A 21,295-nucleotide genomic window follows, 5' to 3' on the forward strand; every position below is an offset into this window, starting at 1 on the left:
TCCGGCGCCTCGGCCCTGGCTCTGTGCACGGCCCGCAGCGCCGAGCACACGGCCCCGGCCACCGCCCCCGATCTGGAGTCGTCCCATGCCGCGGAAGTCCTCCCGCCCGACCGTCGCCACCATCGCGCGGGACCTCGGCATCTCCCCCGCGACGGTGAGCTACGCCCTGAACGACAAGCCCGGGGTGAGTGCGGCGATGCGCGAACGGGTGCTCGACCATGCCGCCGCCGTGGGCTGGACCCCGCACTCCGGGGCACAGGCCCTGCGCCGCGGCCGCAGCGGGAACATCGGACTGGTGGTGGTGCGCGATCCGGAGGAGCTCTCCCGCGAACCCTTCTACTCGGCGGTCACCGCAGGCATCGAGGCGGCGACCAGCGCCCATGGCTTCGAGCTGCTGATCCGCTTCGTGCACGGCGGACCCGACGACGAGGTCGACGTCTTCCGCGCCTGGTCACATCAGCGGCGCGTCGACGGGGTGGTGCTGCTGGACCTCGCCGAGGACGACCACCGCCCGCCGGTGCTGGAGGCCCTGTCGCTGGACTTCGCGGTGCTCGGCCACTACTCGGGCCCCGAGGACTTCGTGAAGGTGACGACCGCGGAGGCGGACGACGCCGTCACCGTGATCGACCATCTCCTCGAGCGCGGCTATGACGGCTGCCTCCAGTTCACGGGCCCGTTCGAGTATGCGCACGAGGGACGCCGCCGTGAGCTGCTCGCGCAGCTGTGCGCGGAGCGCGGCATCGCGCATATGCACATCCCCGGCACCTACACGGTCGACTCCGGCTACCGCGCCTTCCAGGCAGCCGACCTGTCGCTCAGCACCCGCCCGGCGGTGGTCACCTCGAGCGATCTGATCGCCGTGGGGGCGCTGCGCGCCGCCGCCGTGCAGGGGATCGACGTCCCGCGCGACCTCGGCCTGGTGAGCTGGGACGACTCGCTGATCACCGAGGCCACCTCCCCGAGCATCACCGCCCTCAGCCGTCGCCCCTTCGACATGGGTCGCTCCGCGGGCGACCTGCTGGTGCAGAAGATCGACGGGCGGATCCCCGGCGGCACGGTCCTCGAGAACGCCCCCGCGGCGCTGATCCCGAGAGGCTCGACCGCCCGCGGCTGAGTCCCGGCGCGGCCGAGCCCGTCGAGAGGCGACTGCCGACCTCTGCCCATTGACATTCCCGTCGGGCTCCTCCCATAATTGCCGAATCGATTAAGTTCGAATCGATTAAGCTCGGCCGTCCCCGACGGCCGGAGCGGCAGTTCCCCTCACTGTCCCCTCTGCGACCGCTCACTGATGACGGCGCACCAAGGAGTCCCCCGATGCGACGCCGCACACTTCTGTCCGCCGCCCCTCTCGCCGCCGTGACCGCAGCCGGCCTCGCCGCCTGCGGTTCCGGCTCGGGCGGCGGCGGTTCCAACGACTCGCCCGACTCGCTCACCTACTGGGCCTCGAACCAGGGCACCAGCCTCGAGAACGACAAGAAGGTGCTCACGCCCGTCCTGGAGAGGTTCACCGAGGAGACCGGCATCGAGGTGTCCCTCGAGGTCATCGGCTGGTCCGACCTGCAGACCCGCATCCAGACCGCGATCACCTCCGGGCAGGGCCCGGACGTGCTGAACATCGGCAACACCTGGGGCGTGAGCCTGCAGGCCACCGGTGGTCTGATGGAGCTGGGCGATGCCGAGTTCGAGGCGCTCGGCGGGCGGGACCGCTACGTCCCGGCCGCCCTGGCCACCGGCGGCGCGGAGGGCACCGACCCCACCTCGATCCCGCTGTACGGCCTGGCCCACGGCATGTACTACAACGTGCAGATGTTCGAGGACGCCGGCATCGAGCCGCCCACCTCCTGGGAGGAGATGGTCGAGGCCGCGAAGGCGCTCACCGACCCCGAGGCCGACGTGTACGGCATGTCGCTCGCAGCGGGCTCGTACACCGAGAACAACCACTTCGCCTTCATCAACGCCACCCAGAACGGGGCCTCCCTCAACAGCTCCGACGGGAAGCCCACCTTCACCGAGGACGGCGTGGTCGACGGCATCCTGCGCTACCTGGACCTGATGCAGGAGCACCAGGTGGTCAACCCCTCCAACGCACAGTTCGACAACGGCACCAAGTCCGTCACCGCCTTCGCCAACAAGCAGGCGGCGATGATCATCAACCAGAACAACGCCCACGCCACCATCGAGTCCCAGGGCATGACGCCCGAGGAGTTCAAGGCCGTGCCCTTCCCGGCCCCGGCCGCTGCGGTGGACGACTGCGCCTCCCACCTGGCCGGCATCAACCTCGCCGCGATGGTGGACACCGACAACCGCGACGGCGCCCTCGCCTTCATGAAGTTCATGACCTCCCCGGAGACGCAGGCCGAGCTCGGCGCGCCCTTCGCCTCCCTGCCCGTGCTGGTGGACGGCGAGCCCACCTTCACCGAGAACACCGAACAGGCGGACATGTTCATGGAGATCTACTCCGAGCGCTCCGCGCCGCTGCCGCTGGTGCCGTGGGAGGACCAGTTCGAGACCACCGTCGGACAGGCGATGAACGGGATGTTCGCGACCATCGCCACCGGCGGCACGGTCACCCGTGAGGACGTCATGACCGCCATGCAGACGGCCCAGGACTCGATCCGGGCCTGAGCGCACGAGGACCGACGGGCGGGAGCAGCCCGCTCCCGTCCCGTCGGCCGCTCCGTCCCGCGCCTCCCCTGCCCCGAAGGACCCCCATGACCCTCTCCACCCGCCCCCGGACCTCGGCGCCCGCCTCGCGCCCCGATCCCCCGGCGCCGCGCCGCCCCCGTCGCAGCTGGTTCCCGTACCTGATCCTGCTGCCCGCAGTGATCCTGGAAGTGCTGATCCACCTCATCCCGATGATGACCGGCTTCTGGATGAGCTTCGTCGAGCTCACCAAGTTCTTCATCCGCCGCTGGACGGAGGCCCCCTTCGCGGGGCTGGAGAACTACCGGATCGCCGTCGACCTGAACACCCCGGTCGGCCAGGAGCTGCTGAACTCCTTCCTGGTCACCGTCGGCTTCACCGTGCTGGTGGTGGGGCTGAGCTGGGGTCTGGGCATGGCGGCGGCCGTCGCCCTGCAGCGCCCCTTCCGCGGGCGCGGCGTGTTCCGCACCCTGTTCCTGATCCCCTACGCCCTGCCGCTGTACGCCGCGGTGATCACCTGGAACTTCATGCTCCAGCGCGACACCGGGGTCATCAACCACCTCCTGGTCGAGCAGCTGGGCCTGCTCGAGGACGCCCCGTTCTGGCTGATCGGCGACAACGCCTTCGTCTCCGTGGTGGTGGTCGCGGTCTGGCGCATGTGGCCCTTCGCGTTCCTGATGTTCATGGCCGGGCTGCAGTCCATCCCCGGCGAGCTCTACGAGGCCAGCGCCATGGACGGTGCCACCCCGCTGCGGCAGTGGCGCGCCGTCACCCTGCCGATGCTCGCCCCGGTCAACCAGACCATGCTGCTGGTGATGTTCCTGTGGGTGTTCAACGACTTCAACACCCCGTACATCCTGTTCGGCACCGCCCAGCCCCCGGCCGGCGACCTCATCAGCTTCCACATCTACAACGCCTCGTTCCTGTCCTGGGACTTCGGCGTGGGCAGCGCGATGAGCGTCCTGCTGCTGCTGTTCCTGCTGGTGGTGTCCCTGCTCTACCTGTACTTCACCCAGTGGAGGAAGGAGTCCTCCCATGCGTGAGACCCTCGGCGAGAAGATCTTCCGCATCGTCGTGCTCGTGGGCCTCGGCCTGTTCGTGGTGCTGCCGCTGTACGTCATGATCACCACCAGCCTCAAGCCGCTCGGCGACGTCCAGGCCGGGTTCTCCTGGTGGCCCAGCCGCGTGACCTTCGGGCCGTTCATCGAGATGTGGTCCACCGTGCCGCTGGCGCGGTACTTCATGAACTCGCTCGTGGTCACCTCGGTGGCGACGCTGTGCAGCGTGGTGGTGGCGATCTTCGCCGCCTATGCCGTCTCCCGCTGGCGGTTCCGCGGCCGCAGCACGTTCATGACCACGGTGCTGTCCACCCAGATGTTCCCCGGTGTGCTGTTCCTGCTGCCGCTGTACCTGATCTTCGTCAACATCGACACCACCTTCGGCGTTCCGTTGGTGGGCACCCGCATCGGCCTGATCATCACCTACCTGACCTTCTCCCTGCCCTTCTCCATCTGGATGCTCGCCGGCTACTTCGACGGCATCCCCCGGGAGCTGGACCAGGCGGGCAAGGTCGACGGCGCCGGCAACCTCACCATCCTGCTGCGGATCATCCTGCCCGCCGCCCGTCCCGGCATCGTGGCGGTCGCGATCTACGCCTTCATGACGGCCTGGGGCGAGGTGCTGTTCGCCTCCGTGCTCACCACGGAGGACACCCGCACCCTGGCCGTGGGCCTGCGGCAGTACGCCACCCAGACCAACGTCTACTGGAACCAGGTCCTCGCCGCCTCGATCGCGGTGTCGATCCCGGTGGTGGGCGGCTTCTTGATGATGCAGAAGAACTTCGTCGCCGGCCTCACCGCCGGCGCCGTGAAATGATCCCACCACTTCTCCCCGCCCACCGCGAAAGGACCCCGATGGAGATCTCCGTCCAGATGTACAGCGTGCGCGAGTCGCTCGCGACCGACGTCCAGGCCACCGTGCAGCGCCTGGTCGAGCTCGGACTCACCCACGCCGAGCCGTACCACCTGCTGGAATACCGCGACGAGCTGGTGCGCGCCCGCGAGCAGTTCCCGATCGACTTCCCCAGCGCCCACCAGTCGTTCCTCGGCGAGGTGGACTTCCCCGCCGTGCTCGAGGCCGCCCAGGCGGTGGGGGTGCAGTACCTCGTGGATCCGTTCTGGAATCCGGAGGACTGGACCGACGCCGAGAAGGTCCGCGCACTGGCCGACACGCTCAACCAGCGGGCCGCGGAAGCCGCCGAGGCGGGGATCCGCGTCGGCTACCACAACCACCATTTCGAGCTCGCCTCGCAGCTGGGCGGACGCACCGCTCTCGAGGTCTTCGCGGAGGCGCTGGACCCGCAGGTGGTCCTCGAGGTCGACACCTACTGGGCGGCCGTCGGCGGGGCCGAGGTGCCCGCACTGCTGGGCCGCCTCGGCGAGCGGGTGCAGCTGGTCCATCTCAAGGACGGCGACCTGTCCACGGATCCCGCCGCCCAGCTCCCCCTCGGCACCGGGGCGATGCCCCTGGCCGAGACGCTGCAGGCCGCTTCCGGCGCCGCCTACGGAGTGATCGAGTTCGACGACTACGCGGGCGACATGTTCGAGGGCATCGCGGCGTCGGTCGCCCACCTGCGCTCCGTCCTCTGACCTCACGCGGACCGGCCCTCCCGGGCCCGCACCCCGCGCTTCGCACCCCACCCTCGAAGGACACCCCCATGACCTCTCAGACCCCGACCGGTCCCGTCGGCGTCGGCCTCATCGGCGCCGGCACCATCTCCACCCAGTACCTCACCCACCTCACCTCCTTCCCGGACCTCACCGTGCACATCGTCGGCGACCTGGTCCCCGAGGCCGCCGCGGCCCGCGCCGAGGAGTTCGGCGTCCCCGCCTCCGGCACCGCCCAGGACGTGCTGGACCACCCCGAGGTGGAGATCGTGGTCAACCTGACCATCCCCACCGCCCATGCCGAGGTCTCCCGCGCGATCGTCGCGGCCGGCAAGCACGTGTGGACCGAGAAGCCGATCACCACCGACCCGGCCGATGCGAAGGCCCTGCTCGCGGCGGCCGAGGAGGCCGGGGTGCGGGTGGGCGGCGCGCCCGACACCGTGCTCGGCGCCGGCATCCAGACCGCGCTGCGCACCCTGCGCGAGGGCGGGGTCGGCGCCCCGGCCAGCGCCCTGACCCTGTTCCAGTCCCCGGGCCCCGAGTCCTGGCACCCCAATCCCGCCTTCCTCTTCCAGGAGGGTGCCGGCCCGCTGTACGACATCGCCCCCTACTACGCGACCACCCTGGTGCTCGCCCTGGGCCCCGTGGCCTCGGTCAGCGCCGTCGGCTCGACGGCGCGCGAGCAGCGCACCATCGGCTCCGGCCCCCTGGCCGGGGAGGTCTTCGACGTCACCGTGCCCACGCAGGTCGCGGCGCTGCTGCGCTTCGCCTCAGGTCAGAACGCGACCGTGCTGCTGAGCTTCGACTCCCCGCACACGCGCGCCGGCTTCGTCGAGGTGTACGGCACCGAGGCGACGCTCGCCTTCCCCGATCCCAACGTCTTCGACGGCGACTCGGCCCTGACCGCCTACCGCGGCGAGGAGCCGACCGCGGTGCCCGCTGCGGGCGCCACCACCGGGCGCGGCCTGGGCGTGCTGGAGATGGCGCGTGCGCTCCGCGCCGGGGTGCCCCACCGTGCGCAGGGCGAGGTCGCCGCCCACGTCCTGGACATCATGGTGGGCATCGAGACCGCGATCGCCGAGGACTCGATCGTGCGGATCGATTCGCGCTTCACGGAGGTCGAGCCGATGCCGGCCGACTTCGACCCCTTCGCCGCGACGCTGGCGCCGGTGCCTGCCCGGTGAGCCACCGGGGCGGGGTTCTGCGTAGTCTGAGCCCACGCCCCGGTGTCCGTGCCGGGGGAAGATCCTTCCCGAGGAGGCCCGATGCCCGCTGCCCGCGACGTCAGCCTGATCGTGAGCGTCGCGCGCCTGTACTACGACCAGGGGCTGTCGCAGTCACAGATCGCCGCCGAGCTGAACCTGTCCCGCTCGAACGTCTCCCGGATCCTCTCCCAGGCCAAGGAGCGAGGGATCGTGGAGGTCATCATCCATGACCCCGCCGGACCACCCGTCCGGGTGGCCTCCCTCGAACAGCAGCTCCAGGCGGCGTACGGGCTGGGCGATGTGCATGTGGTCGCAGCGACCCGCTCCTCGGCGCCCGAGATGACGGCCCGGCAGGGTGCCCTCGTGTTCACCCAGCGGCTGGCAGGGGTGCGCCGGGTCGGGGTCTCGTGGGGGCAGGCGGTCCAGAGCGTCATCGATCACCTGGAGCAGCAGCGGCTGCGCCCGGTACCGGAGCTCTTCCCCCTGGTAGGGGGGCTCAGCGCTCTCGATCAGCTGGCGTCCGGGGAATCCGTGCTGCGTGTGCTGTCCGCAAAGCTCGAGGCCCGGGCGCACACCCTGTATGCCCCGGCGGTGCTGGAGTCCGCCGAGACCGTGCGGAGCCTGCGCACCGAGTCGACCATCGCCTCGGTGCTCGAGGCGGCGGCCGCGGTCGAGCTGGCCCTGGTGGGCATCGGCTCGGTGGGCGTGCACTCCTCGCTGCACATCGTCGAGCGGATGAAGCTCACCGACGCCGAGAAGCGCACCTTCGCCAAGCAGCATCCGGTGGGCGACATCTGCGCCCGCCTGGTCGACGCCGACGGCCGTCCGGTGGGCGCTCCGGCGGAGGACCGTGTGCTCGCGGTGACCTTCGCGGAGCTGCGCGCGATCCCCGAGGTGGTCGGGGTCGTGTTCGGTGTGGAGAAGGCTCCGGGGGTCAGCGGTGTGCTGCGCAGCGGGGCGCTGGACACCGTCGTGCTGGATGAGCACCTCGCCCGGGAGCTGCTCTCCACGGTCTGAGCGGGCCTGCCGCAGGCGCGCTCCCCCGGCGGGCGGCGCGTCGCCGGCTGCTCACCCGGCCAGCCAGTCCCGGGCGCGACGCTCGAGGTCCGCGTCGTCGCTCGCGGCGAGCATCGCGCGCACGGCGTCGGGCTCCTGCAGCCGTGCCACCAGGTTCTGCAGCGCCGACAGCTGGCTGGTGGCATCGGCGAGCACGAGCATGATGATCAGCTCCGCCCAGATGGTGCGCTCTCCGGAGGAGCCGATCTCGCCGAACGCGACCGGCTCCTCCGGGACCGCGACGGCGAACCCCGGGGTGATCACGTGCTCGGGGTCGGTGTGCGGGATCGCCGCGGGCACGAGCGTGGGCAGGCCCGTGGGGTGCTTCTCCTCGCGCAGCAGCACGGCCGCTTCGAAGGAGTCGGTGACCGCACCGATCTCCCGCAGGCGCGCCGAGAGGGCCCGCAGAGCGGCGGGGGCATCATCCGCCTCGAGGCCGAGGAGCGCGGCGCCCGGCAGGATGCTCGCCTGCGGCGCAGCAGCGTCCTCGTCCGCGGCCGCGGCGTTCCCGCTCTGAGCGGTGCTGTCCTCGTTCATGCTCCTGCTCCGTCCCGCGCCGCGGCGCCGTCCGTGGTCTCCGCCGCGAGTGCGCGACGGTCCCGGGCCTTCATCGCGAAGCGGATCGCGACCACCCCGGCCAGGCACAGCACGGCCGTGGCGAGCACGCCGACGGTCCCGAGCTCGGCACCGGCGAAGAACAGGCCGGTCAGCGGGTTCGCCCCGTCGACCAGCGAGGAGATCGTCGCCTGTCCGTCCTCGAGGGCGAAGCCCGATTCCACCGCGATCTGGGTGAAGGTGGGGGCGATCCAGGTGGCGATGAACAGACCGGCACCGATCAGGATGCCACCACCGATCACCGAGCGCACGATGTTGCCGCGGAAGATCGGGACCATCACGGCGACGATGAACGGGATGGTGGCGAGGTCCACCAGCGGCAGCACCCTGTTGCCGGCCGGTGCGAGGATCACTGCGATCAGCAGCGTGATCGGCACCAGCAGCAGCGAGGTCGCGATCACCGAGGGCTGGCCGACGGCGATCGCGGAGTCAAGGCCGATGTAGAAGGTCCGCCCCGGGAACCGCTTCTGCACGAAGGTGCGGGCGGCCTCGGAGATCGGCATCAGCCCCTCCATCAGGATCGCCACCATCCGCGGCAGCAGGAACATCGCGGCGGCGAGCGAGATCGCGAGGGTGAGGATCGCGGTGGAGTCCTCGGCCGGAGCGTCGAAGCCGTAGCCGAGGATGCCGATCAGCACGCCCAGGATCAGGCCCATCATGAGGGTCTCGCCGAACAGTCCGAAGCGCTTCTGGATCGCCTCCGGGGTCGCGTCGAGCCTGCGGAGCCCGGGGATCGCGTCGAACACCTTATTCATCGGGATGGCGAGCAGCCCGTACGGGGCGGAGGTCCCGTGAGGGAAGGAGATCTCCGGCAGCTGGAAGTACTTCTGCACGATCGGGGCGGTGAGGTCGGCCATGGCGAGGATCAGGGCCAGGTGCACCGCGGCGCTCAGCAGACCCAGCAGGTAGTTCCCCGTGACGGCGCCGACCAGCGCCCCGATCATCGCGCTGTGCCAGTAGTTCCACAGGTCGATGTCGAAGGTGCGGGTGAGCCCCGTCAGCAGCAGCACCACATTGACCACCAGGCCCAGCGGGATGATCATCGCTCCGATCGAGGAGCCGAAGGCGATCGCGGCCGAGGACGGCCATCCGACGTCCACCACGTCCAGGCTCACGCCGAGCCCTTCGGCCATCCCGGTGGCCGCCGGGGCCACCTGCGCTGCGAGCAGGCCGATCACCAGGTTGATGCCGATGAAGCCGATGCCGATGGTGACCCCGGCACGGAAGGACTTGCCCAGTCTCAGGCCGAGCAGCAGACCGAACAGCGTGATGATGACCGGCAGGACCACGGAGGGGCCCAGCGTGTTGAGATAGCTCGAGATGGGTGCGAGGAAGGACTCCATGATGCTCTCCTTTGAGCGTGGAGGGATGGGAAGGGCCGAGGCCAGGTCAGCTCAGGGCTCGGGAGATCTCGTCGAGCACCTCGTCCTGACCCATGCCGGTCAGCAACGGCAGCGCCCGGATCACGGGCACGGTCACCGAGGCGGGAACATCGGTGGTGGCCACGATGAGATCGGCGTCGACGTCACCGCCGACGAGGTCCATGACCTTGCCCTGAGCGACGGTCGCCCCGATGCCCTTCTCGGCGAGGTGGTCTCGCACCTTGGCGGCGACGACGGTGGAGGTCGCGACGCCCGTGCCGCAGATGATGAGGACCTTCTTCATGGCTGCTCCTGGAGGATCGAGGGTGGGGTGATCGGTCGATTCTGTGTGCTCACAGCGCCAGCCGCAATGGATCGTCCAGCAGTTCCTGGATCTCCTGGAGCGCCCGGGCGGCGTCGGCGCCGTCGGCCACCCGGTGGTCGATGGACAACCCGAGCTCACAGCTCATCCGTCCGGTCACGGTGCCGTCCTGCTCCACCACGGGAGCGAAGCCGACGGTGCCGATGCTGAGCGCCGTCGCCTGCGGCGGGGTGATCAGCGCATTGAACCGGTCCACGCCCATCCCGCCGAGATTCGAGACGGTGCCGGTGGCGGGTCCGAACAGGGAGGGGTCCACGGTCCCCGCCTTGGCGGAGGCGCCGATCTCGCGGATCTGGGCATCCAGCGCCCGGACGCTCTGCAGATCCGGTTCGCGCACCACCGGCACGAGCAGGCCTCCTGGGGTGTCCACGGCCAGGACCACATCCACGCTGGGGTTCCGCTTCACCCCGTCACCGGCCCAGGACCCGTTCAGCTGCGGGGTGGCCCGCAGCAGCAGTGCGTAGGCGCGCACCAGCAGGGTGGTCCAGCTGATGCCCTTCAGCACGCCGGTGCGGGCGCGGGCGGCGGTGGACAGGTCCATCGTCCGGAAGGCCGTGAACTGCGGGATCAGCGGGGTGGTGGCCATCGCACGCGCCGTGAGCTGACGGGTGCGACGGTCCCGGGCCGAGCCCAGCAGCTCCTCGGGAGCGGCATCGACCACGGGTGCGGCGAGCGCCGCTGCAGTGCTCTCATCGGCGGTCGATGCGGGGGCGGCCGACGGGGCGGACGGGGCCTTCTGGTCGGAGACGCGCTGGGCGTCGGTCGCGGCGATCGCCTCCTTGACGTCCTTGACGCGGACCGTGCCGTGAGGGCCGGTCGGGGTGAGCGCGCGCAGGTCCAGTCCATGGTCCTTGGCGAGCTTTCGCGCCAGCGGCACCGTCGGCGGCATCGGGCCCTCGGGCCCGGAGGCCGGTGCGACCGTCTCGGCGGGCTCGTCGGAACCGCCGGAGCCTGTCGTGCCCGTGGTCCGTGCGGCCTGGGCAGAGGTGTCCGTCGTACCGGGGCTCCCCTCGGCCGCGGCGCCCGCGTCCCCACCGTCGCCGGCGAAGAGGTCACCGAGCAGATCCTCCTCCTCGGAGGTGACCAGTGCGATGTGGTCGCCGACGGCGACGACGTCGCCCTCGGCGTGCAGCAGCTTCGCGACCACCCCGGCGGCCGGGGACTCGACCTCCATGTCGACCTTGTCGGTCATCACCACCGCGACCACGTCGCCCTTGGCGATCTCATCGCCCTCGGCGACCTGCCATTCGGTGATCGTGCCCTCGTCCATGGTCATGGACATCTTGGGCATCGTCAGCGGGATCTCGGCCATGGCTCACCACTCCTTCACGAGCGCGGCGGCTTCGCGGACGATGTCGTCCACCTGCGGGACCGCGGCCTTCTCGAGCTCAGGGTTGTAGGGGATGGGGATGTCGAGGCCGCAGAGCCGCTTCACCGGTGCCTGCAGGTGCCCGAAGGCGGAGGACTCCACGATCGACGCGGCGATCTCCCCCATGAATCCGCCGAAGCGCACGGACTCCTGGACCAACAGGGCGCGGCCCGTGCGGGTGACGCTGTCGACGATGAGCGGCAGGTCCAGGGGCTTGAGCGTGCGGGGATCGATGACCTCCGCGCTGATGCCGTCCTGGGCCAGGGATCCGGCCGCCTCCAGGGAGCGCTGCACCTGGACGCCGGTGGCGACGATGGTCAGGTCGGTCCCCTCCCGCTCGATCTTCCCGACCCCCAGGCGTCCGACCTCGAACGTCTCGGGCACCTCGTAGGTCTGCTTGTAGAGCAGCTTGTGCTCGAGCACCATCACGGGGTTCGGATCCTCGAGCGCTGCCAGCAGCAGCTCGGCGGCGTCGCGCGCGTTCGAGGGCATGACCACCTTGATGCCCGGGACGCAGGTGAACCAGGCCTCCAGGGACTGCGAGTGCTGGGCGGCGGCGCCGGTGCCCGAGCCGCCGGGGGCACGGATCACCAGCGGGACGTTCGCCTGCCCGCCCACCATGAAGTGGAGCTTCGCGGCCTGGTTGGCGATCTGGTCCATCGCCTGGGCGGTGAAGTCGGAGAACTGGATCTCGACGATGGGCCGCATGCCGGTGATCGCGGCGCCGACGCCCATCCCGACGATCCCGAGCTCGGAGATCGTGGTGTCCCGCACCCGCTCCGGGCCGAAGCGGTCGATGAGGTCGTTCTCGACCCCGAAGGCGCCGCCGTACAGGCCCACGTCCTCCCCCATCAGGAAGACCCGCTCATCGGCGGTCATCGCCTGGGCCATCGCCTCGCGGATGGCCTCGGAGTACGTCATCTCACGGGTGCTCATCGTCCTGCCTCCGCATCGTCAGTGGTCGCGCCGGCGGTCAGGGCCGTCTCGGCATCACGGGTGTCGGTGGCGTCCACGGCCGAGGGGGCGTAGACGGCGTCCAGCAGCGCGGCGGGATCCGGGTCCTCGCCCTGGGTGCCGAAGACGACCGCCTCACGGATCGCGGTGCGCGCATCCGCCTGCAGCGCATCGAGCTGGTCCTGGTCGAGGATCCCGGCCTCCAGCAGGTGATGGGCGAAGGCGGCGATCGGGTCCTTCTCCTTCCACTCGGCGATCTCCTCCTTGGAGCGGTACCGGTTCTTGTCCGACTTGGAGTGGCCGCGCCAGCGGTAGGTCACCGCCTCGACGAAGCTCGGCCCCTCCCCCGCCCGGGCCCGGTCGATCGCCCGTCCGGTGGCGTCGGCGACGGCGTGGACGTCGTTGCCGTCGACGCTCTCGCCGGGGATGCCATAGCCGATCGCCTTCACCGCGAGGTTCTCGACCTTGAACGCCTTGTGCGAGGACATCGACATGCCGTACTGGTTGTTCTCGCAGACGAACACCACCGGCAGGTTCCACATGGAGGCGAGGGTGAGCGCCTCGTGCCAGGCGCCCTCACCCACGGCGCCGTCGCCGTGGAAGCAGACCGCGACCCGTCCGTTGCCGGTGAGCTGGTTGGTCAGCCCCGCCCCGGCGGCGATCGGGACACCGCCGGCGACGATGCCGTTGGCGCCGAGGTTGCCGGTGGCGACGTCGGCGATGTGCATGGAGCCGCCGCGGCCGCGGCAGTAGCCGTTGTCCTTGGCCAGCAGCTCAGCCATCATCCTGCCGAGGTCGGCACCGCGGGCGATGCAGTGCCCGTGGCCGCGGTGGGTGGAGGTGATCTGGTCACCCTCCTCGAGGTTCAGGCAGGTCCCGGTGGGGACGGCTTCCATCCCGATGGACAGGTGCATGGTCCCGTGCATCATGCCGCGGCCGTAGAGGTCCTCGACGGCCTCCTCGAACAGGCGGATCCGCCACATGGTCGCGAGCGCCTCGCCCGCGGTCCCCGGGTCGGAGAGCAGGGCATCGGGGCCGGGGCCGGCGGCGGTGGACTCACCGGTGGTGGGCGTGCTCATCGGATCACTCCTTGCGCGATCATCGCGTCCTGCATCCGGCGCATCGCGACCAGCGGCCGCGACTCGTCGAGGAGGACGTCGTCGTAGGTCAGGGCCTGCCCGGCCGGGACGTCCCGGACCAGGGTCGAGGTGGCGGCGAGGGCGATCGGCAGCAGCTGCTCCTGGCGGGTCTGCGCCGCGTCGTAGGCGGTGCCGTGCAGGTGGTGCCCGCCGATCCCCTCGAGGACGGTGCCGTCGGAGAGGTCGGACTTGGCGGTGGCGATGACATCGGCGGTCCACGCGGTGGCGGCGAACGACGGCCGACGATCCAGCACCGCCTCGCCGATCGACAGCGGTGCCTCGACCGAGGCGAGGTGGAAGGGACGGTAGAGCTGGAAGTGGTTCCCCTCCCCCGGCAGGCGCAGGTAGTGCAGCTCCTCGGTGACCACCTCGCTGTCGGAACGCACCACGACGAACACCCCGGGGGCGACGTCCCCGGTCACGTACTCGACCACCGGCCCATCGGAGGTGACGATCCCGCCCTCGGCCACCGGGCGCAGCGTCCTGGCGAGCCCGTCGAGGTCCACGGCCGCGCCGTGCATGCCCGGGGTCTCGATCGAGTAGCCGGTGGCGTTGGCGAGCGCGGCCATCTCGATCTGGGTCTTGGTGCCGTCGGTGAAGGAGGTGAGCATCTTGGGATTCATGCCCTTGCGCTCGGCCTCCTCGGCCACGTCCTCGGGGACGTCGGTGGGGCGCATCGGGTTGTTCTTGCCCTTGCCCGCCACGACCACCTCGAGCCCGAGGTCCGTCGCGTACTCGACGAGCTTGAGGCATTCGACGGGTTCGTCGCCGCGGCACACCGTGTACACGGCGCTGCCGGAGGCTGCCGTCCGTGCCAGCAGCAGTCCCACGGTCACATCGGCCTCGACGGTCATCAGCGCGACGTCCGTGCCGGCGAGGATGCAGGACAGCGCCACCTGCGCGGCCACGTCCGGGATCCCCGAGACCTCGACGACGATGTCCAGCGGGAGTTCGGCCAGGCGCAGCCCGTCGTCCAACACCGCGGCGCGACCGGAGGTGATGACCTCGGCGGCGTGCTCGATGCTGGTGGCTCGTTCGACGTCGCTGCGGCCGGCCCCGGCGAGCGCTGCCTCGGCACGGTCGATCGCGACGTCGGCGACGGCCGCGACCACCATCCCCCGGGCGCGGTGGACCTGAGCGACCAGGCCCGAGCCCATCTGCCCGGCACCGACGATGCCGACCCGCACGGGGCGGCCGAGCGCGGCCTCACGCTCGATCAGACGCTGCGAGTAGCTCATGCCGGGGTTCCTTCCGCAGTGGCTGTGCGGGGGCTGCGCGCACGGAGGGAGCGGGTGGGCCTGGTGGTCTCGCGGAACTGCGCGGTGGCCTGCTCCAGGGCCGTGACCATGTGCTTGCTGGTGGCCCTCTCGAGCGCGCCCTTGAGATTGCCCTCGAGGAAGCGGGTGCGGCGGAACCGGGCGAGCACCGTCGAGCCCTGCATGGTGCGGGCCTCGAGGATGCGACGGGTGGTGGCGTCGACGGCGAGGATCACCACGCAGCCGCGCAGGAAGCCCTTGCCGCGGCCGGAGACGACCACGATGCCGTTGCGGTCGTGGGCATCCGCGAGCTCGCGGATCGCGCCGACGTACGCGCGGTGCTGCTGATAGCTGAACGCGAAGGACAGGACGATCGCGAAGATCAGCAGTGCGATGAATCCGAGCTGGTCCATGAGGTGCTCCTCGGGAGAAGGGAGAGTAGGGATGGTCAGGCCGAGCGCAGGATGATCTGCTCCCCCGCGGCGGGCGGAGCGGCTGGGACGGCGTCGCCGCGCACGTGCACGGCGCCCGGCAGCAGCGTCTGGTCCACGGAGTTGAGGTAGAGGACCACGTGTCCGAGCTCGCGCAGGTTCTCGGTGGCCTTCTCCCCCACCTCGTCCACCGGGTACTGGCGACCGGCGACCTCGAAGACATCCCCCACCCGGATCTCCCGACCCGGTGCGCCGGCAGGGGTGTGGACGACGGAGACGTCGGCCAGGGCCGGCGGCACGGGCTCGGCGAACAGGATCATCACCCCGGCGTCGAACATCTCCTGCGCATCGATGCCGATACGGGTGACGGTGGTGGTCCAGAGGGGGGTGCTCACAGCGGGGCGCTCCTTGCGGGTCGGAAGAGGTCGGTGGGGTCCGGTCAGTTGACGAGGAAGCCCGCGAAGTACGCGATGATCACCGCGATCGGTGAGGTGATCAGGCGGGAGAAGAGCACGGCGGGCACACCCACCGAGACCGTCTCCGGCTTCGCTTCTCCGAGGGACAGGCCGACGGGGATGAAGTCACAGCCGACCTGGCCGTTGATCGCGAACAGGGTGGGCAGCGCGTACTGGACGGGCAGGTTGCCCGCCGCGATCTGGGTGCCCATGAGCACGCCGACGACCTGGGCGATCGCGGCGCCGGGGCCGAGGATCGGGGACAGGATCGGGATCGCGGTGATCACGCCCAGCAGGATCAGACCCAGCGGGTTGCCGACCAGCGGGGTGACCAGCTGGGCGATGCCCTCGGAGATCCCGGTGTAGGTGACGATGCCGATCAGCAGCGACACGTAGGCCATGAACGGAATGATCGTCTGCAGGCACAGCTGCACGGCCTGGCGCCCGGAGGAGAGCAGGGTGTTGATCAGATAGCCGATGACCCCGCCGAACTTCACCACCACGCCGGTGAATCCGCCCATGCCGCCGGATGCCATCGCGGCTCCGGTCTGCTCGATCCGCTCCTGCTTGGACGGCAGGGTCTTGGGATCGGTGGCGGTCGCCCCGTCGGTGCCGGCACCTGCCGCTCCGGCGGCTCCGGCGGTGGTGGCCGCAGCCGTCGCCGCCTGGTCGGAGTCCAGGAGCTCGACGTCCGCCGGCGCCACCGCGGAGACGAAGATGTCCGCCGTGATGAACTGGGCCAGCGGGCCCGAGGGCTCCCCGGCGTACACGTCGACGGTGGGGATCCGCTTCTTGGGGTAGACGCCGATGCGGGCGGTGCCGCCGCAGTTGATCACGGCGACCATGACCTTGTCGTCCTCGACGTGGTTCGTGAACCCGTCCACCGCGGTGGCGCCGGTCAGCTCCGCGATGCGGGCCGCGACCGGGTGGATTCCGCCGTTGGTGACGGAGAGGACGACGTCCTTGGTCTCAGTGGGGGTCAGGGTGAGTCCGTCGCCCCAGCCACCACGACCCCGACGGACGTGGACGCTGCGAGCGCTCATCGCAGGCCTCCCTGGATGGTGCCGGCCGCGTAGTCCTCGTCGAACTGGTCGAACTTCTCGCGGTCGGGGCCGCGGCGGATCATCACCTCGGTGATCCACTGGGTGACGATGCCGCGGATCAGGATGACCACGATGCCGACCAGGAAGTACATGACGGCGAGCTTCGCGTAGGCCTCGGGGTTGATCGCCAGCACACCGGCGCTGACGCCGGCCCACACGAAGATCTCCCCCGCATTGGCGTGCGGGAAGAAGCTGGTGACCGGGTGGACGAACGAGACGGCGGAGTCGTAGAACGCCGGCTTCTGTCGTTCGGGCAGGAATCGACCGAACGTGTAGCACATCGGGTTGGTGAGCATGATGACGGCGAGGATCGGCATCACCGTGTACCGGGTGAGCGCGTACTTCCCGGACCAGCGCACGGCGCGGGTCACCCGTTCCTCACCGATCCAGGTGGTGACCGCGTACATCGCGGTGAGCAGAACGATCAGCAGCGGCAAGATCCCGGTGAAGAGTCCGGTGAAGCTCTCCGCCGCGGCCTGGAAGAGGCCGATGAAGTGCTCGGCGGCCCAGGTGATCGCCTTCATCACCGGGTTGTCGGCACCGACTGCGGGAGCGGGATCGGCGAGGATCACACCTCCCGCGAGCTGTTGGCTGTCGAGCCCTGCAAGGGCTGTGACGGTCATGGTGAATCTCCTTCGATCCACGCAGCACCCCTCGGAGACCGAGGGCCGCTGCTCGTTTCGGGGAAGGTGCCGACCGGCCACGGACCTCCGGTTGTCACCTTCGTGACTATCTTTCGCACATCAGTGTGCACACGCCCATCATGGTGCCCTGGCTCACAGGATGAAGCAAGTGTTACGACAAGAAGTCACGAATGTGAAGATAAGCCACGCGTCATGAGCCTCAGCAGTGGCCCGTGCAATGGGCTCAGCGAGTGAGTTCAGCAGGCGAGATGGTTCCGGTGGGGCACCGGGCGGGTGGTCCCGCCTCAGGCTCCCTGGTGACCGGCGAACTCGGCCGGGTGCTTGCCGCGGCGGCCGTCCTCACCCTTGTGCAGGGCGCTGATCTGCGCGACCTCATCCTCGGTGAGGCTCAGCTCGATGAGGGCCTTCCAGGTCCCCACGGACATGCCCGCCGACGGGGCGGGCCAGCGGATCAGAGAGAGGTCGAGGTCCTCGAGGCCGAGGTCGGCCATGGTGGCGTCGAAGGAGGCGAGGGGCGGTCCTGCCCATCTATCGGCTCGGCATCGGCTCGGCACCGACCCGCTGGCACCTCAGCCCCTGCTCACGCCCAGGGAGAGCGGCCGATCGCTGGGATCGGACTCGAGCCACCGGGCGAGCGCCGGAGGCTGGACGTCGTAGTCGCCGAGGCTCTCCAGGGGCAGCCACGCGGTGCCGGCCTGCCTGCGGTCCGGATCGGTGCCCTCTCCCGGCTCCTCCCCCTCGGCCAGACCGCACCAGTAGGCCACGTTGACCTGGTGGAAGGGAGCGATCGCGGAGTCATCGCGGATGCTCCGCGCGGTCATGAACTCGAACAGGCAGGCGACCTGGTGGACCTCGACCTGGGCGCCGGTCTCCTCCCGGCATTCCCGGATCAGGGCTGCCGGCTGGTCCTCGCCGTGCTCCTGGCCGCCGCCGGGCAGTTCGAACATCTCGTGGCCGGCGGGGTGCACGTAGCGGTTCATGAGCACCTGTCGGTCGCGGATGATGAGGGCCTTCACGGCCACGCGCGGGCCCCTCACGCCTCGGCCCCCGTGCTGTTGTCAGGACCCCCGCAGTCGATCGCCCCTCGGTCGGTGGCCTCGCCGTCGATGGCCTCGCCGTCGATGGCCTCGCCGTCGGTGCCGCTGCCAGTCGGATCACTCCCCACGGGCCCGCCTCCCGCGGAGCCGGGCAGCGTCGCGGCGAGGAGCGCCGCAGCGCGCTCCCGCAGCGCCTCGTCGTCCGTCATCTCGAGCAGCTCTGCGACGGCGGCCTCGTCCCGGAGCAGGCCCATCAGCCGCTGCAGGGCGGTGAGGTGCTCCCTGGCATCGGTCAGCAGCGGCATCACCACCAGGCGCACGTCGACCGTGCTCCCGCTCGCACCCATCTCCCCGAAGGGGACGGGGCGGGCGAGGGTCGCGAGCGCCAGCCCCGGGACCACCACGTGCTCCGGATCCGCGTGCGGGATCGCGGTGGGGATCGGGGTGGGCAGACCGGTGGGGTAGGTCCGCTCCCGCTTCCGCAGCGCCTCGGGGAAGTCGACGGTCACGGCACCGGCGTCGAGCAGGCGTCCGGCGAGGGAGCGCAGCACGTCCTCGTCGTCGGCGACGTCCAGGTGCGCGAGGACCACCGTGAGCCCGAGGGGCGGGCGGGGGTCCTCCGCCGAGGGTCGCGGGTCTGTGCTCATGGTTCCTCCCGGGTCGGTCACCCCTGATTCTGGCACTTCTCGGCGGCGGTCTGCGTACGCTGGGCGCATTAATCCGGCCCGCAGCCCCGCGACCGGCAGGAACCTGCCCCCAGGAGCACCATGCCCGCCCCTCGTGACACCGCCGTCGTCGTGCGCGCGGCGCGGCTGTACTACGAACAGGGGCGCTCGCAGACGGAGGTGGCGCACGCGCTGGAGCTGTCCCGCTCGAACGTCTCGCGGATCCTCGCCCAGGCCCGGGACCGGGGCATCGTGGAGATCACGATCCATGATCCCGACGGTCCTCCGCAACGCGATGAGGCGCTCGAGATCGCCCTGCGCACCAGCTTCTCCCTGCGCGCGGCGCATGTGGTCTCCGCGCCGCGCACCTCGGCGATGGAGTCGGTGGCCCGCGAGGGGGCGGCGGTGCTCACCGAGCGGATCGGGAGCGTGCGCAGCATCGGGGTCTCCTGGGGCGAGACGGTCCAGAGCGTGGTCGCACAGCTGGAGACGCTGCGTCCCCGACCGGTTCCCGAGGTGCTGCCCCTGGTCGGCGGGCACAGCGCGCTGGACCAGTTCGACTCGGGCGAGTCCGTGCTGCGGGTCCTCGCCTCCCGGGTGGGGGCGACACCGCGCACGCTCTACGCCCCGGCGGTGCTGGAATCCGCCACGGCGGTGACGACGCTGCGCGGGGAGTCGAGCATCGGGACGGTGCTGGCCGCGGCCGCCGGGGTGGAGCTGGCGCTGGTGGGCATCGGCTCACTGGGGGTGCACTCCTCGCCGCACGTGCTCGAGCTGATGCGCCTCAGCGACTCCGAGCGCGCCGCCTTCGACGCACAGCGCCCGGTGGGCGATGTGTGCGGGCGCTTCATCGACGCCCACGGGATACCACTGGGCGCACCGACGGATCAGCGGGTGCTGGCGGTGACCTTCTCGGAGCTGCTGCGGATCCCGGAGGTCGTGGGCGTCGCGGCAGGACCGGAGAAGGCGCCCGGTGTGCTCGGCGTGCTGCGCAGCGGGGCGATCGACACTGCGGTGCTCGACGTCGATCTCGCCCGCGAGGTCCTCGCGCGCGCCTGACCCCGCAGCTCACCCCCACAGCTCCTGCCGTCCGGCTCCGGCCGGGCAGCGCAGACCGGGCAGCGCAGACCGGGCAACTCCGGCCGGGCAGCTCAGGCCTGGCCCTTGAGCACCGTCTGGAAGCGGGCGGTGAGCTCGTGGTCCACCGGCAGCTCGGCGTCGTCGAGATGGGTGATCGGTGCGGCCAGCCGGGTCGAGGAGAGCAGCCAGGCGCCGTCGGAGCCGGCCACGTCCGCCGGCGTCATCAGTTCGTCCCGCACCGCGACGCCGTCCTGCTGCAGCCACGTGAACAGGCTCTTCACACTGGTCCCGGGCAGCACCCCGGCGCTCACGGGCGTGGTGAGGAACTCCTCGCCGCGGCGCACCAGCAGGGTGGACGTCGGCCCTTCGAGCACGAAGCCGTCGCTCGACAGGAACAGCACGTCGGCCGCGCCGCGCCGCTTGGCCTCGCGGACGGCGGCCATGTTCACCGCGTAGCTGAGGGTCTTCGCCCCGGACAGCAGCCAGGGACTGGTGCCGGTGACGGTGGTGGCCAGGCCGCGATCGAGCACCGCCACCCGCATGCCGGCCCGGTACGGGGTCCAGTCGTCCGAGACGCGGGCGTGGATCCAGCAGGTGGGGGTGCCCGCGCCTTCGATGCCGCGGGTGAGCATCACGCGCACGCTGAGCTCGGCGACCGGCTGGTGGGCGGCGATCGCGGCGTCGACCGCCTCGGCCAGGACCGCCTGATCCGGCTCGGGCAGCTCGATCAGGCCTGCGCTGCGGGCGAGCCGTGCCAGATGAGGGCCGACGTTGACGGGCACCCCGTCGAAGGCGCCGATGGTCTCGAAGATGCCGTCACCGCGGGTCGCGACGAGATCGGTGACCGACAGCTGCGGGACGGTCGCGTCGGCCAGGTGGAACGGGGCGCCGCCATCGGCCGGGGCACCGGTGGCACCGGGGACGAGGACGAGGACCGGAGCGGGGGCTGCGGGGCTGGTCGTGGGCATGTCACGGCTCCTGATCGGGGGTGCCTCGCGGGCTGCGAGGCGTTCCTCCCAGGGTAGTCCCGTCGCTGGGAGAGCTCGACGGTGCGAAGGGAGCAGCGCTGCGGGCCTCGTGACCGCGGCGGTGCATCCCGCTCGCGCGCAGACCCTCATGGACCCTGGTCGAGTACTGGCGTCGCAGCGACATCTGCGGCGATATCGGCATAGTCATCGCTCAGCCGCCAGTACTCCACCGTCGCTCCCGCGGCCCCCGCCGAGCTGGTACCGCG

At 70.7% G+C, this 21,295-nt stretch carries 23 protein-coding genes; 8 read left to right on the forward strand and 15 right to left on the reverse strand.

Translation table 11 applies throughout. The features are described from left to right. Positions 1-85 precede the first annotated feature (85 nt). The 7 genes from CFK38_RS00730 to CFK38_RS00760 all read left to right on the forward strand — a co-directional run bounded on the left by CFK38_RS00730 (position 86) and on the right by CFK38_RS00760 (position 7,531). Complete coding sequence (locus tag CFK38_RS00730) at positions 86-1,114, forward strand: LacI family DNA-binding transcriptional regulator (protein WP_096801346.1); 1,029 nt, start codon at positions 86-88, stop codon at positions 1,112-1,114. A 200-nt stretch (positions 1,115-1,314) separates the two neighbouring features. Then, positions 1,315-2,625 carry an ABC transporter substrate-binding protein gene (locus tag CFK38_RS00735; RefSeq protein WP_096801347.1) on the forward strand — a complete coding sequence of 437 codons (1,311 nt, stop codon included), beginning with the start codon at positions 1,315-1,317 and terminating at the stop codon, positions 2,623-2,625. A gap of 86 nt (positions 2,626-2,711) precedes the next feature. Continuing rightward, positions 2,712-3,686: a carbohydrate ABC transporter permease gene (locus CFK38_RS00740; RefSeq protein WP_096801348.1), complete on the forward strand. Its 975-nt coding sequence runs from the start codon at positions 2,712-2,714 to the stop codon at positions 3,684-3,686. Next, on the forward strand, positions 3,679-4,518 hold the full coding sequence (locus tag CFK38_RS00745; RefSeq protein WP_096801349.1) for a carbohydrate ABC transporter permease: 840 nt from the start codon (positions 3,679-3,681) through the stop codon (positions 4,516-4,518). Before CFK38_RS00740 ends, CFK38_RS00745 begins: the two co-directional genes overlap by 8 nt. 38 nt (positions 4,519-4,556) lie before the next feature. After that, positions 4,557-5,291: a sugar phosphate isomerase/epimerase family protein gene (locus tag CFK38_RS00750; RefSeq protein ID WP_096801350.1), complete on the forward strand. Its 735-nt coding sequence runs from the start codon at positions 4,557-4,559 to the stop codon at positions 5,289-5,291. A 68-nt stretch (positions 5,292-5,359) separates the two neighbouring features. Beyond that, positions 5,360-6,493, forward strand: a complete 1,134-nt coding sequence (locus CFK38_RS00755) for a Gfo/Idh/MocA family protein (protein WP_096801351.1) — start codon at positions 5,360-5,362, stop codon at positions 6,491-6,493. An 81-nt stretch (positions 6,494-6,574) separates the two neighbouring features. Continuing rightward, a complete protein-coding gene (locus CFK38_RS00760) occupies positions 6,575-7,531 on the forward strand; it encodes a sugar-binding transcriptional regulator (RefSeq protein WP_096801352.1) in 957 nt (318 codons plus the stop codon). A 51-nt stretch (positions 7,532-7,582) separates the two neighbouring features. Here the strand turns inward: CFK38_RS00760 and CFK38_RS00765 are convergent, their stop codons facing one another. The 14 genes from CFK38_RS00765 to CFK38_RS00830 form a co-directional block, all read right to left on the reverse strand. Further along, positions 7,583-8,107 carry a PTS sugar transporter subunit IIA gene (locus tag CFK38_RS00765; protein ID WP_096801353.1) on the reverse strand — a complete coding sequence of 175 codons (525 nt, stop codon included), beginning with the start codon at positions 8,105-8,107 and terminating at the stop codon, positions 7,583-7,585. Further along, positions 8,104-9,528 (reverse strand): PTS galactitol transporter subunit IIC, encoded by a 1,425-nt coding sequence (locus tag CFK38_RS00770; RefSeq protein ID WP_096801354.1) that lies wholly within the window; start codon positions 9,526-9,528, stop codon positions 8,104-8,106. Before CFK38_RS00770 ends, CFK38_RS00765 begins: the two co-directional genes overlap by 4 nt. Before the next feature lie 46 nt (positions 9,529-9,574). Beyond that, positions 9,575-9,850, reverse strand: coding sequence for a PTS sugar transporter subunit IIB (locus CFK38_RS00775; RefSeq protein ID WP_096801355.1), 276 nt, complete (start codon positions 9,848-9,850; stop codon positions 9,575-9,577). A gap of 49 nt (positions 9,851-9,899) precedes the next feature. Continuing rightward, a complete protein-coding gene (locus CFK38_RS00780; RefSeq protein ID WP_096801356.1) occupies positions 9,900-11,240 on the reverse strand; it encodes a dihydrolipoamide acetyltransferase family protein in 1,341 nt (446 codons plus the stop codon). A 3-nt stretch (positions 11,241-11,243) separates the two neighbouring features. Continuing rightward, positions 11,244-12,233 carry an alpha-ketoacid dehydrogenase subunit beta gene (locus CFK38_RS00785; RefSeq protein ID WP_096801357.1) on the reverse strand — a complete coding sequence of 330 codons (990 nt, stop codon included), beginning with the start codon at positions 12,231-12,233 and terminating at the stop codon, positions 11,244-11,246. Beyond that, on the reverse strand, positions 12,230-13,330 hold the full coding sequence (locus CFK38_RS00790) for a thiamine pyrophosphate-dependent dehydrogenase E1 component subunit alpha (protein WP_096801358.1): 1,101 nt from the start codon (positions 13,328-13,330) through the stop codon (positions 12,230-12,232). The genes CFK38_RS00785 and CFK38_RS00790 overlap by 4 nt, the downstream gene beginning before the upstream one ends. Continuing rightward, positions 13,327-14,628 carry an NAD(P)H-dependent oxidoreductase gene (locus tag CFK38_RS00795; protein ID WP_096801359.1) on the reverse strand — a complete coding sequence of 434 codons (1,302 nt, stop codon included), beginning with the start codon at positions 14,626-14,628 and terminating at the stop codon, positions 13,327-13,329. The genes CFK38_RS00790 and CFK38_RS00795 overlap by 4 nt, the downstream gene beginning before the upstream one ends. Further along, the gene (locus CFK38_RS00800; RefSeq protein ID WP_096801360.1) at positions 14,625-15,059 is read right to left on the reverse strand and encodes a transcriptional regulator GutM; all 435 of its coding nucleotides are present in this window, start codon (positions 15,057-15,059) and stop codon (positions 14,625-14,627) included. The genes CFK38_RS00795 and CFK38_RS00800 overlap by 4 nt, the downstream gene beginning before the upstream one ends. Before the next feature lie 35 nt (positions 15,060-15,094). Further along, positions 15,095-15,472, reverse strand: coding sequence for a PTS glucitol/sorbitol transporter subunit IIA (locus CFK38_RS00805; protein ID WP_096801361.1), 378 nt, complete (start codon positions 15,470-15,472; stop codon positions 15,095-15,097). Positions 15,473-15,516: 44 nt separating this feature from the next. Continuing rightward, entirely contained in the window at positions 15,517-16,575 is a 1,059-nt protein-coding gene (srlE, locus tag CFK38_RS00810; RefSeq protein ID WP_096801362.1) for a PTS glucitol/sorbitol transporter subunit IIB, read from the reverse strand. Then, on the reverse strand, positions 16,572-17,258 hold the full coding sequence (srlA, locus tag CFK38_RS00815) for a PTS glucitol/sorbitol transporter subunit IIC (protein ID WP_218192329.1): 687 nt from the start codon (positions 17,256-17,258) through the stop codon (positions 16,572-16,574). The genes srlE and srlA overlap by 4 nt, the downstream gene beginning before the upstream one ends. 305 nt (positions 17,259-17,563) lie before the next feature. Next, positions 17,564-17,770 (reverse strand): hypothetical protein, encoded by a 207-nt coding sequence (locus CFK38_RS00820; RefSeq protein ID WP_177370995.1) that lies wholly within the window; start codon positions 17,768-17,770, stop codon positions 17,564-17,566. Between the two features lie 78 nt (positions 17,771-17,848). Continuing rightward, on the reverse strand, positions 17,849-18,301 hold the full coding sequence (locus CFK38_RS00825; RefSeq protein WP_245851170.1) for an NUDIX domain-containing protein: 453 nt from the start codon (positions 18,299-18,301) through the stop codon (positions 17,849-17,851). Positions 18,302-18,312: 11 nt separating this feature from the next. After that, positions 18,313-18,963 (reverse strand): PTS sugar transporter subunit IIA, encoded by a 651-nt coding sequence (locus CFK38_RS00830; protein WP_096801364.1) that lies wholly within the window; start codon positions 18,961-18,963, stop codon positions 18,313-18,315. Positions 18,964-19,083: 120 nt separating this feature from the next. Here CFK38_RS00830 and CFK38_RS00835 point away from each other — a divergent pair, with 120 nt between their 5' ends. Continuing rightward, the gene (locus CFK38_RS00835; RefSeq protein WP_096801365.1) at positions 19,084-20,040 is read left to right on the forward strand and encodes a sugar-binding transcriptional regulator; all 957 of its coding nucleotides are present in this window, start codon (positions 19,084-19,086) and stop codon (positions 20,038-20,040) included. 92 nt (positions 20,041-20,132) lie between these two features. Here CFK38_RS00835 and CFK38_RS00840 read toward each other — a convergent pair whose 3' ends face one another. Next, entirely contained in the window at positions 20,133-21,029 is an 897-nt protein-coding gene (locus CFK38_RS00840) for an aminotransferase class IV (RefSeq protein WP_096801366.1), read from the reverse strand. Positions 21,030-21,295 lie beyond the last annotated feature (266 nt).

The sequence above is a fragment of the Brachybacterium vulturis genome (assembly GCF_002407185.1).
Lineage (GTDB): Bacteria > Actinomycetota > Actinomycetes > Actinomycetales > Dermabacteraceae > Brachybacterium > Brachybacterium vulturis.

What these genes read in the sequence shown, in the direction of transcription:
- CFK38_RS00730 (WP_096801346.1), top strand. Translation starts at nt 86, where the DNA reads ATGCCGCGGAAGTCCTCCCGCCCGACCGTCGCCACCATCGCGCGGGAC.
- CFK38_RS00735 (WP_096801347.1), top strand. Translation starts at nt 1,315, where the DNA reads ATGCGACGCCGCACACTTCTGTCCGCCGCCCCTCTCGCCGCCGTGACC.
- CFK38_RS00740 (WP_096801348.1), top strand. Translation starts at nt 2,712, where the DNA reads ATGACCCTCTCCACCCGCCCCCGGACCTCGGCGCCCGCCTCGCGCCCC.
- CFK38_RS00745 (WP_096801349.1), top strand. Translation starts at nt 3,679, where the DNA reads ATGCGTGAGACCCTCGGCGAGAAGATCTTCCGCATCGTCGTGCTCGTG.
- CFK38_RS00750 (WP_096801350.1), top strand. Translation starts at nt 4,557, where the DNA reads ATGGAGATCTCCGTCCAGATGTACAGCGTGCGCGAGTCGCTCGCGACC.
- CFK38_RS00755 (WP_096801351.1), top strand. Translation starts at nt 5,360, where the DNA reads ATGACCTCTCAGACCCCGACCGGTCCCGTCGGCGTCGGCCTCATCGGC.
- CFK38_RS00760 (WP_096801352.1), top strand. Translation starts at nt 6,575, where the DNA reads ATGCCCGCTGCCCGCGACGTCAGCCTGATCGTGAGCGTCGCGCGCCTG.
- CFK38_RS00765 (WP_096801353.1), bottom strand. Translation starts at nt 8,107, where the DNA reads ATGAACGAGGACAGCACCGCTCAGAGCGGGAACGCCGCGGCCGCGGAC.
- CFK38_RS00770 (WP_096801354.1), bottom strand. Translation starts at nt 9,528, where the DNA reads ATGGAGTCCTTCCTCGCACCCATCTCGAGCTATCTCAACACGCTGGGC.
- CFK38_RS00775 (WP_096801355.1), bottom strand. Translation starts at nt 9,850, where the DNA reads ATGAAGAAGGTCCTCATCATCTGCGGCACGGGCGTCGCGACCTCCACC.
- CFK38_RS00780 (WP_096801356.1), bottom strand. Translation starts at nt 11,240, where the DNA reads ATGGCCGAGATCCCGCTGACGATGCCCAAGATGTCCATGACCATGGAC.
- CFK38_RS00785 (WP_096801357.1), bottom strand. Translation starts at nt 12,233, where the DNA reads ATGAGCACCCGTGAGATGACGTACTCCGAGGCCATCCGCGAGGCGATG.
- CFK38_RS00790 (WP_096801358.1), bottom strand. Translation starts at nt 13,330, where the DNA reads ATGAGCACGCCCACCACCGGTGAGTCCACCGCCGCCGGCCCCGGCCCC.
- CFK38_RS00795 (WP_096801359.1), bottom strand. Translation starts at nt 14,628, where the DNA reads ATGAGCTACTCGCAGCGTCTGATCGAGCGTGAGGCCGCGCTCGGCCGC.
- CFK38_RS00800 (WP_096801360.1), bottom strand. Translation starts at nt 15,059, where the DNA reads ATGGACCAGCTCGGATTCATCGCACTGCTGATCTTCGCGATCGTCCTG.
- srlE (WP_096801362.1), bottom strand. Translation starts at nt 16,575, where the DNA reads ATGAGCGCTCGCAGCGTCCACGTCCGTCGGGGTCGTGGTGGCTGGGGC.
- srlA (WP_218192329.1), bottom strand. Translation starts at nt 17,258, where the DNA reads ATGACCGTCACAGCCCTTGCAGGGCTCGACAGCCAACAGCTCGCGGGA.
- CFK38_RS00820 (WP_177370995.1), bottom strand. Translation starts at nt 17,770, where the DNA reads ATGGCCGACCTCGGCCTCGAGGACCTCGACCTCTCTCTGATCCGCTGG.
- CFK38_RS00830 (WP_096801364.1), bottom strand. Translation starts at nt 18,963, where the DNA reads ATGAGCACAGACCCGCGACCCTCGGCGGAGGACCCCCGCCCGCCCCTC.
- CFK38_RS00835 (WP_096801365.1), top strand. Translation starts at nt 19,084, where the DNA reads ATGCCCGCCCCTCGTGACACCGCCGTCGTCGTGCGCGCGGCGCGGCTG.
- CFK38_RS00840 (WP_096801366.1), bottom strand. Translation starts at nt 21,029, where the DNA reads ATGCCCACGACCAGCCCCGCAGCCCCCGCTCCGGTCCTCGTCCTCGTC.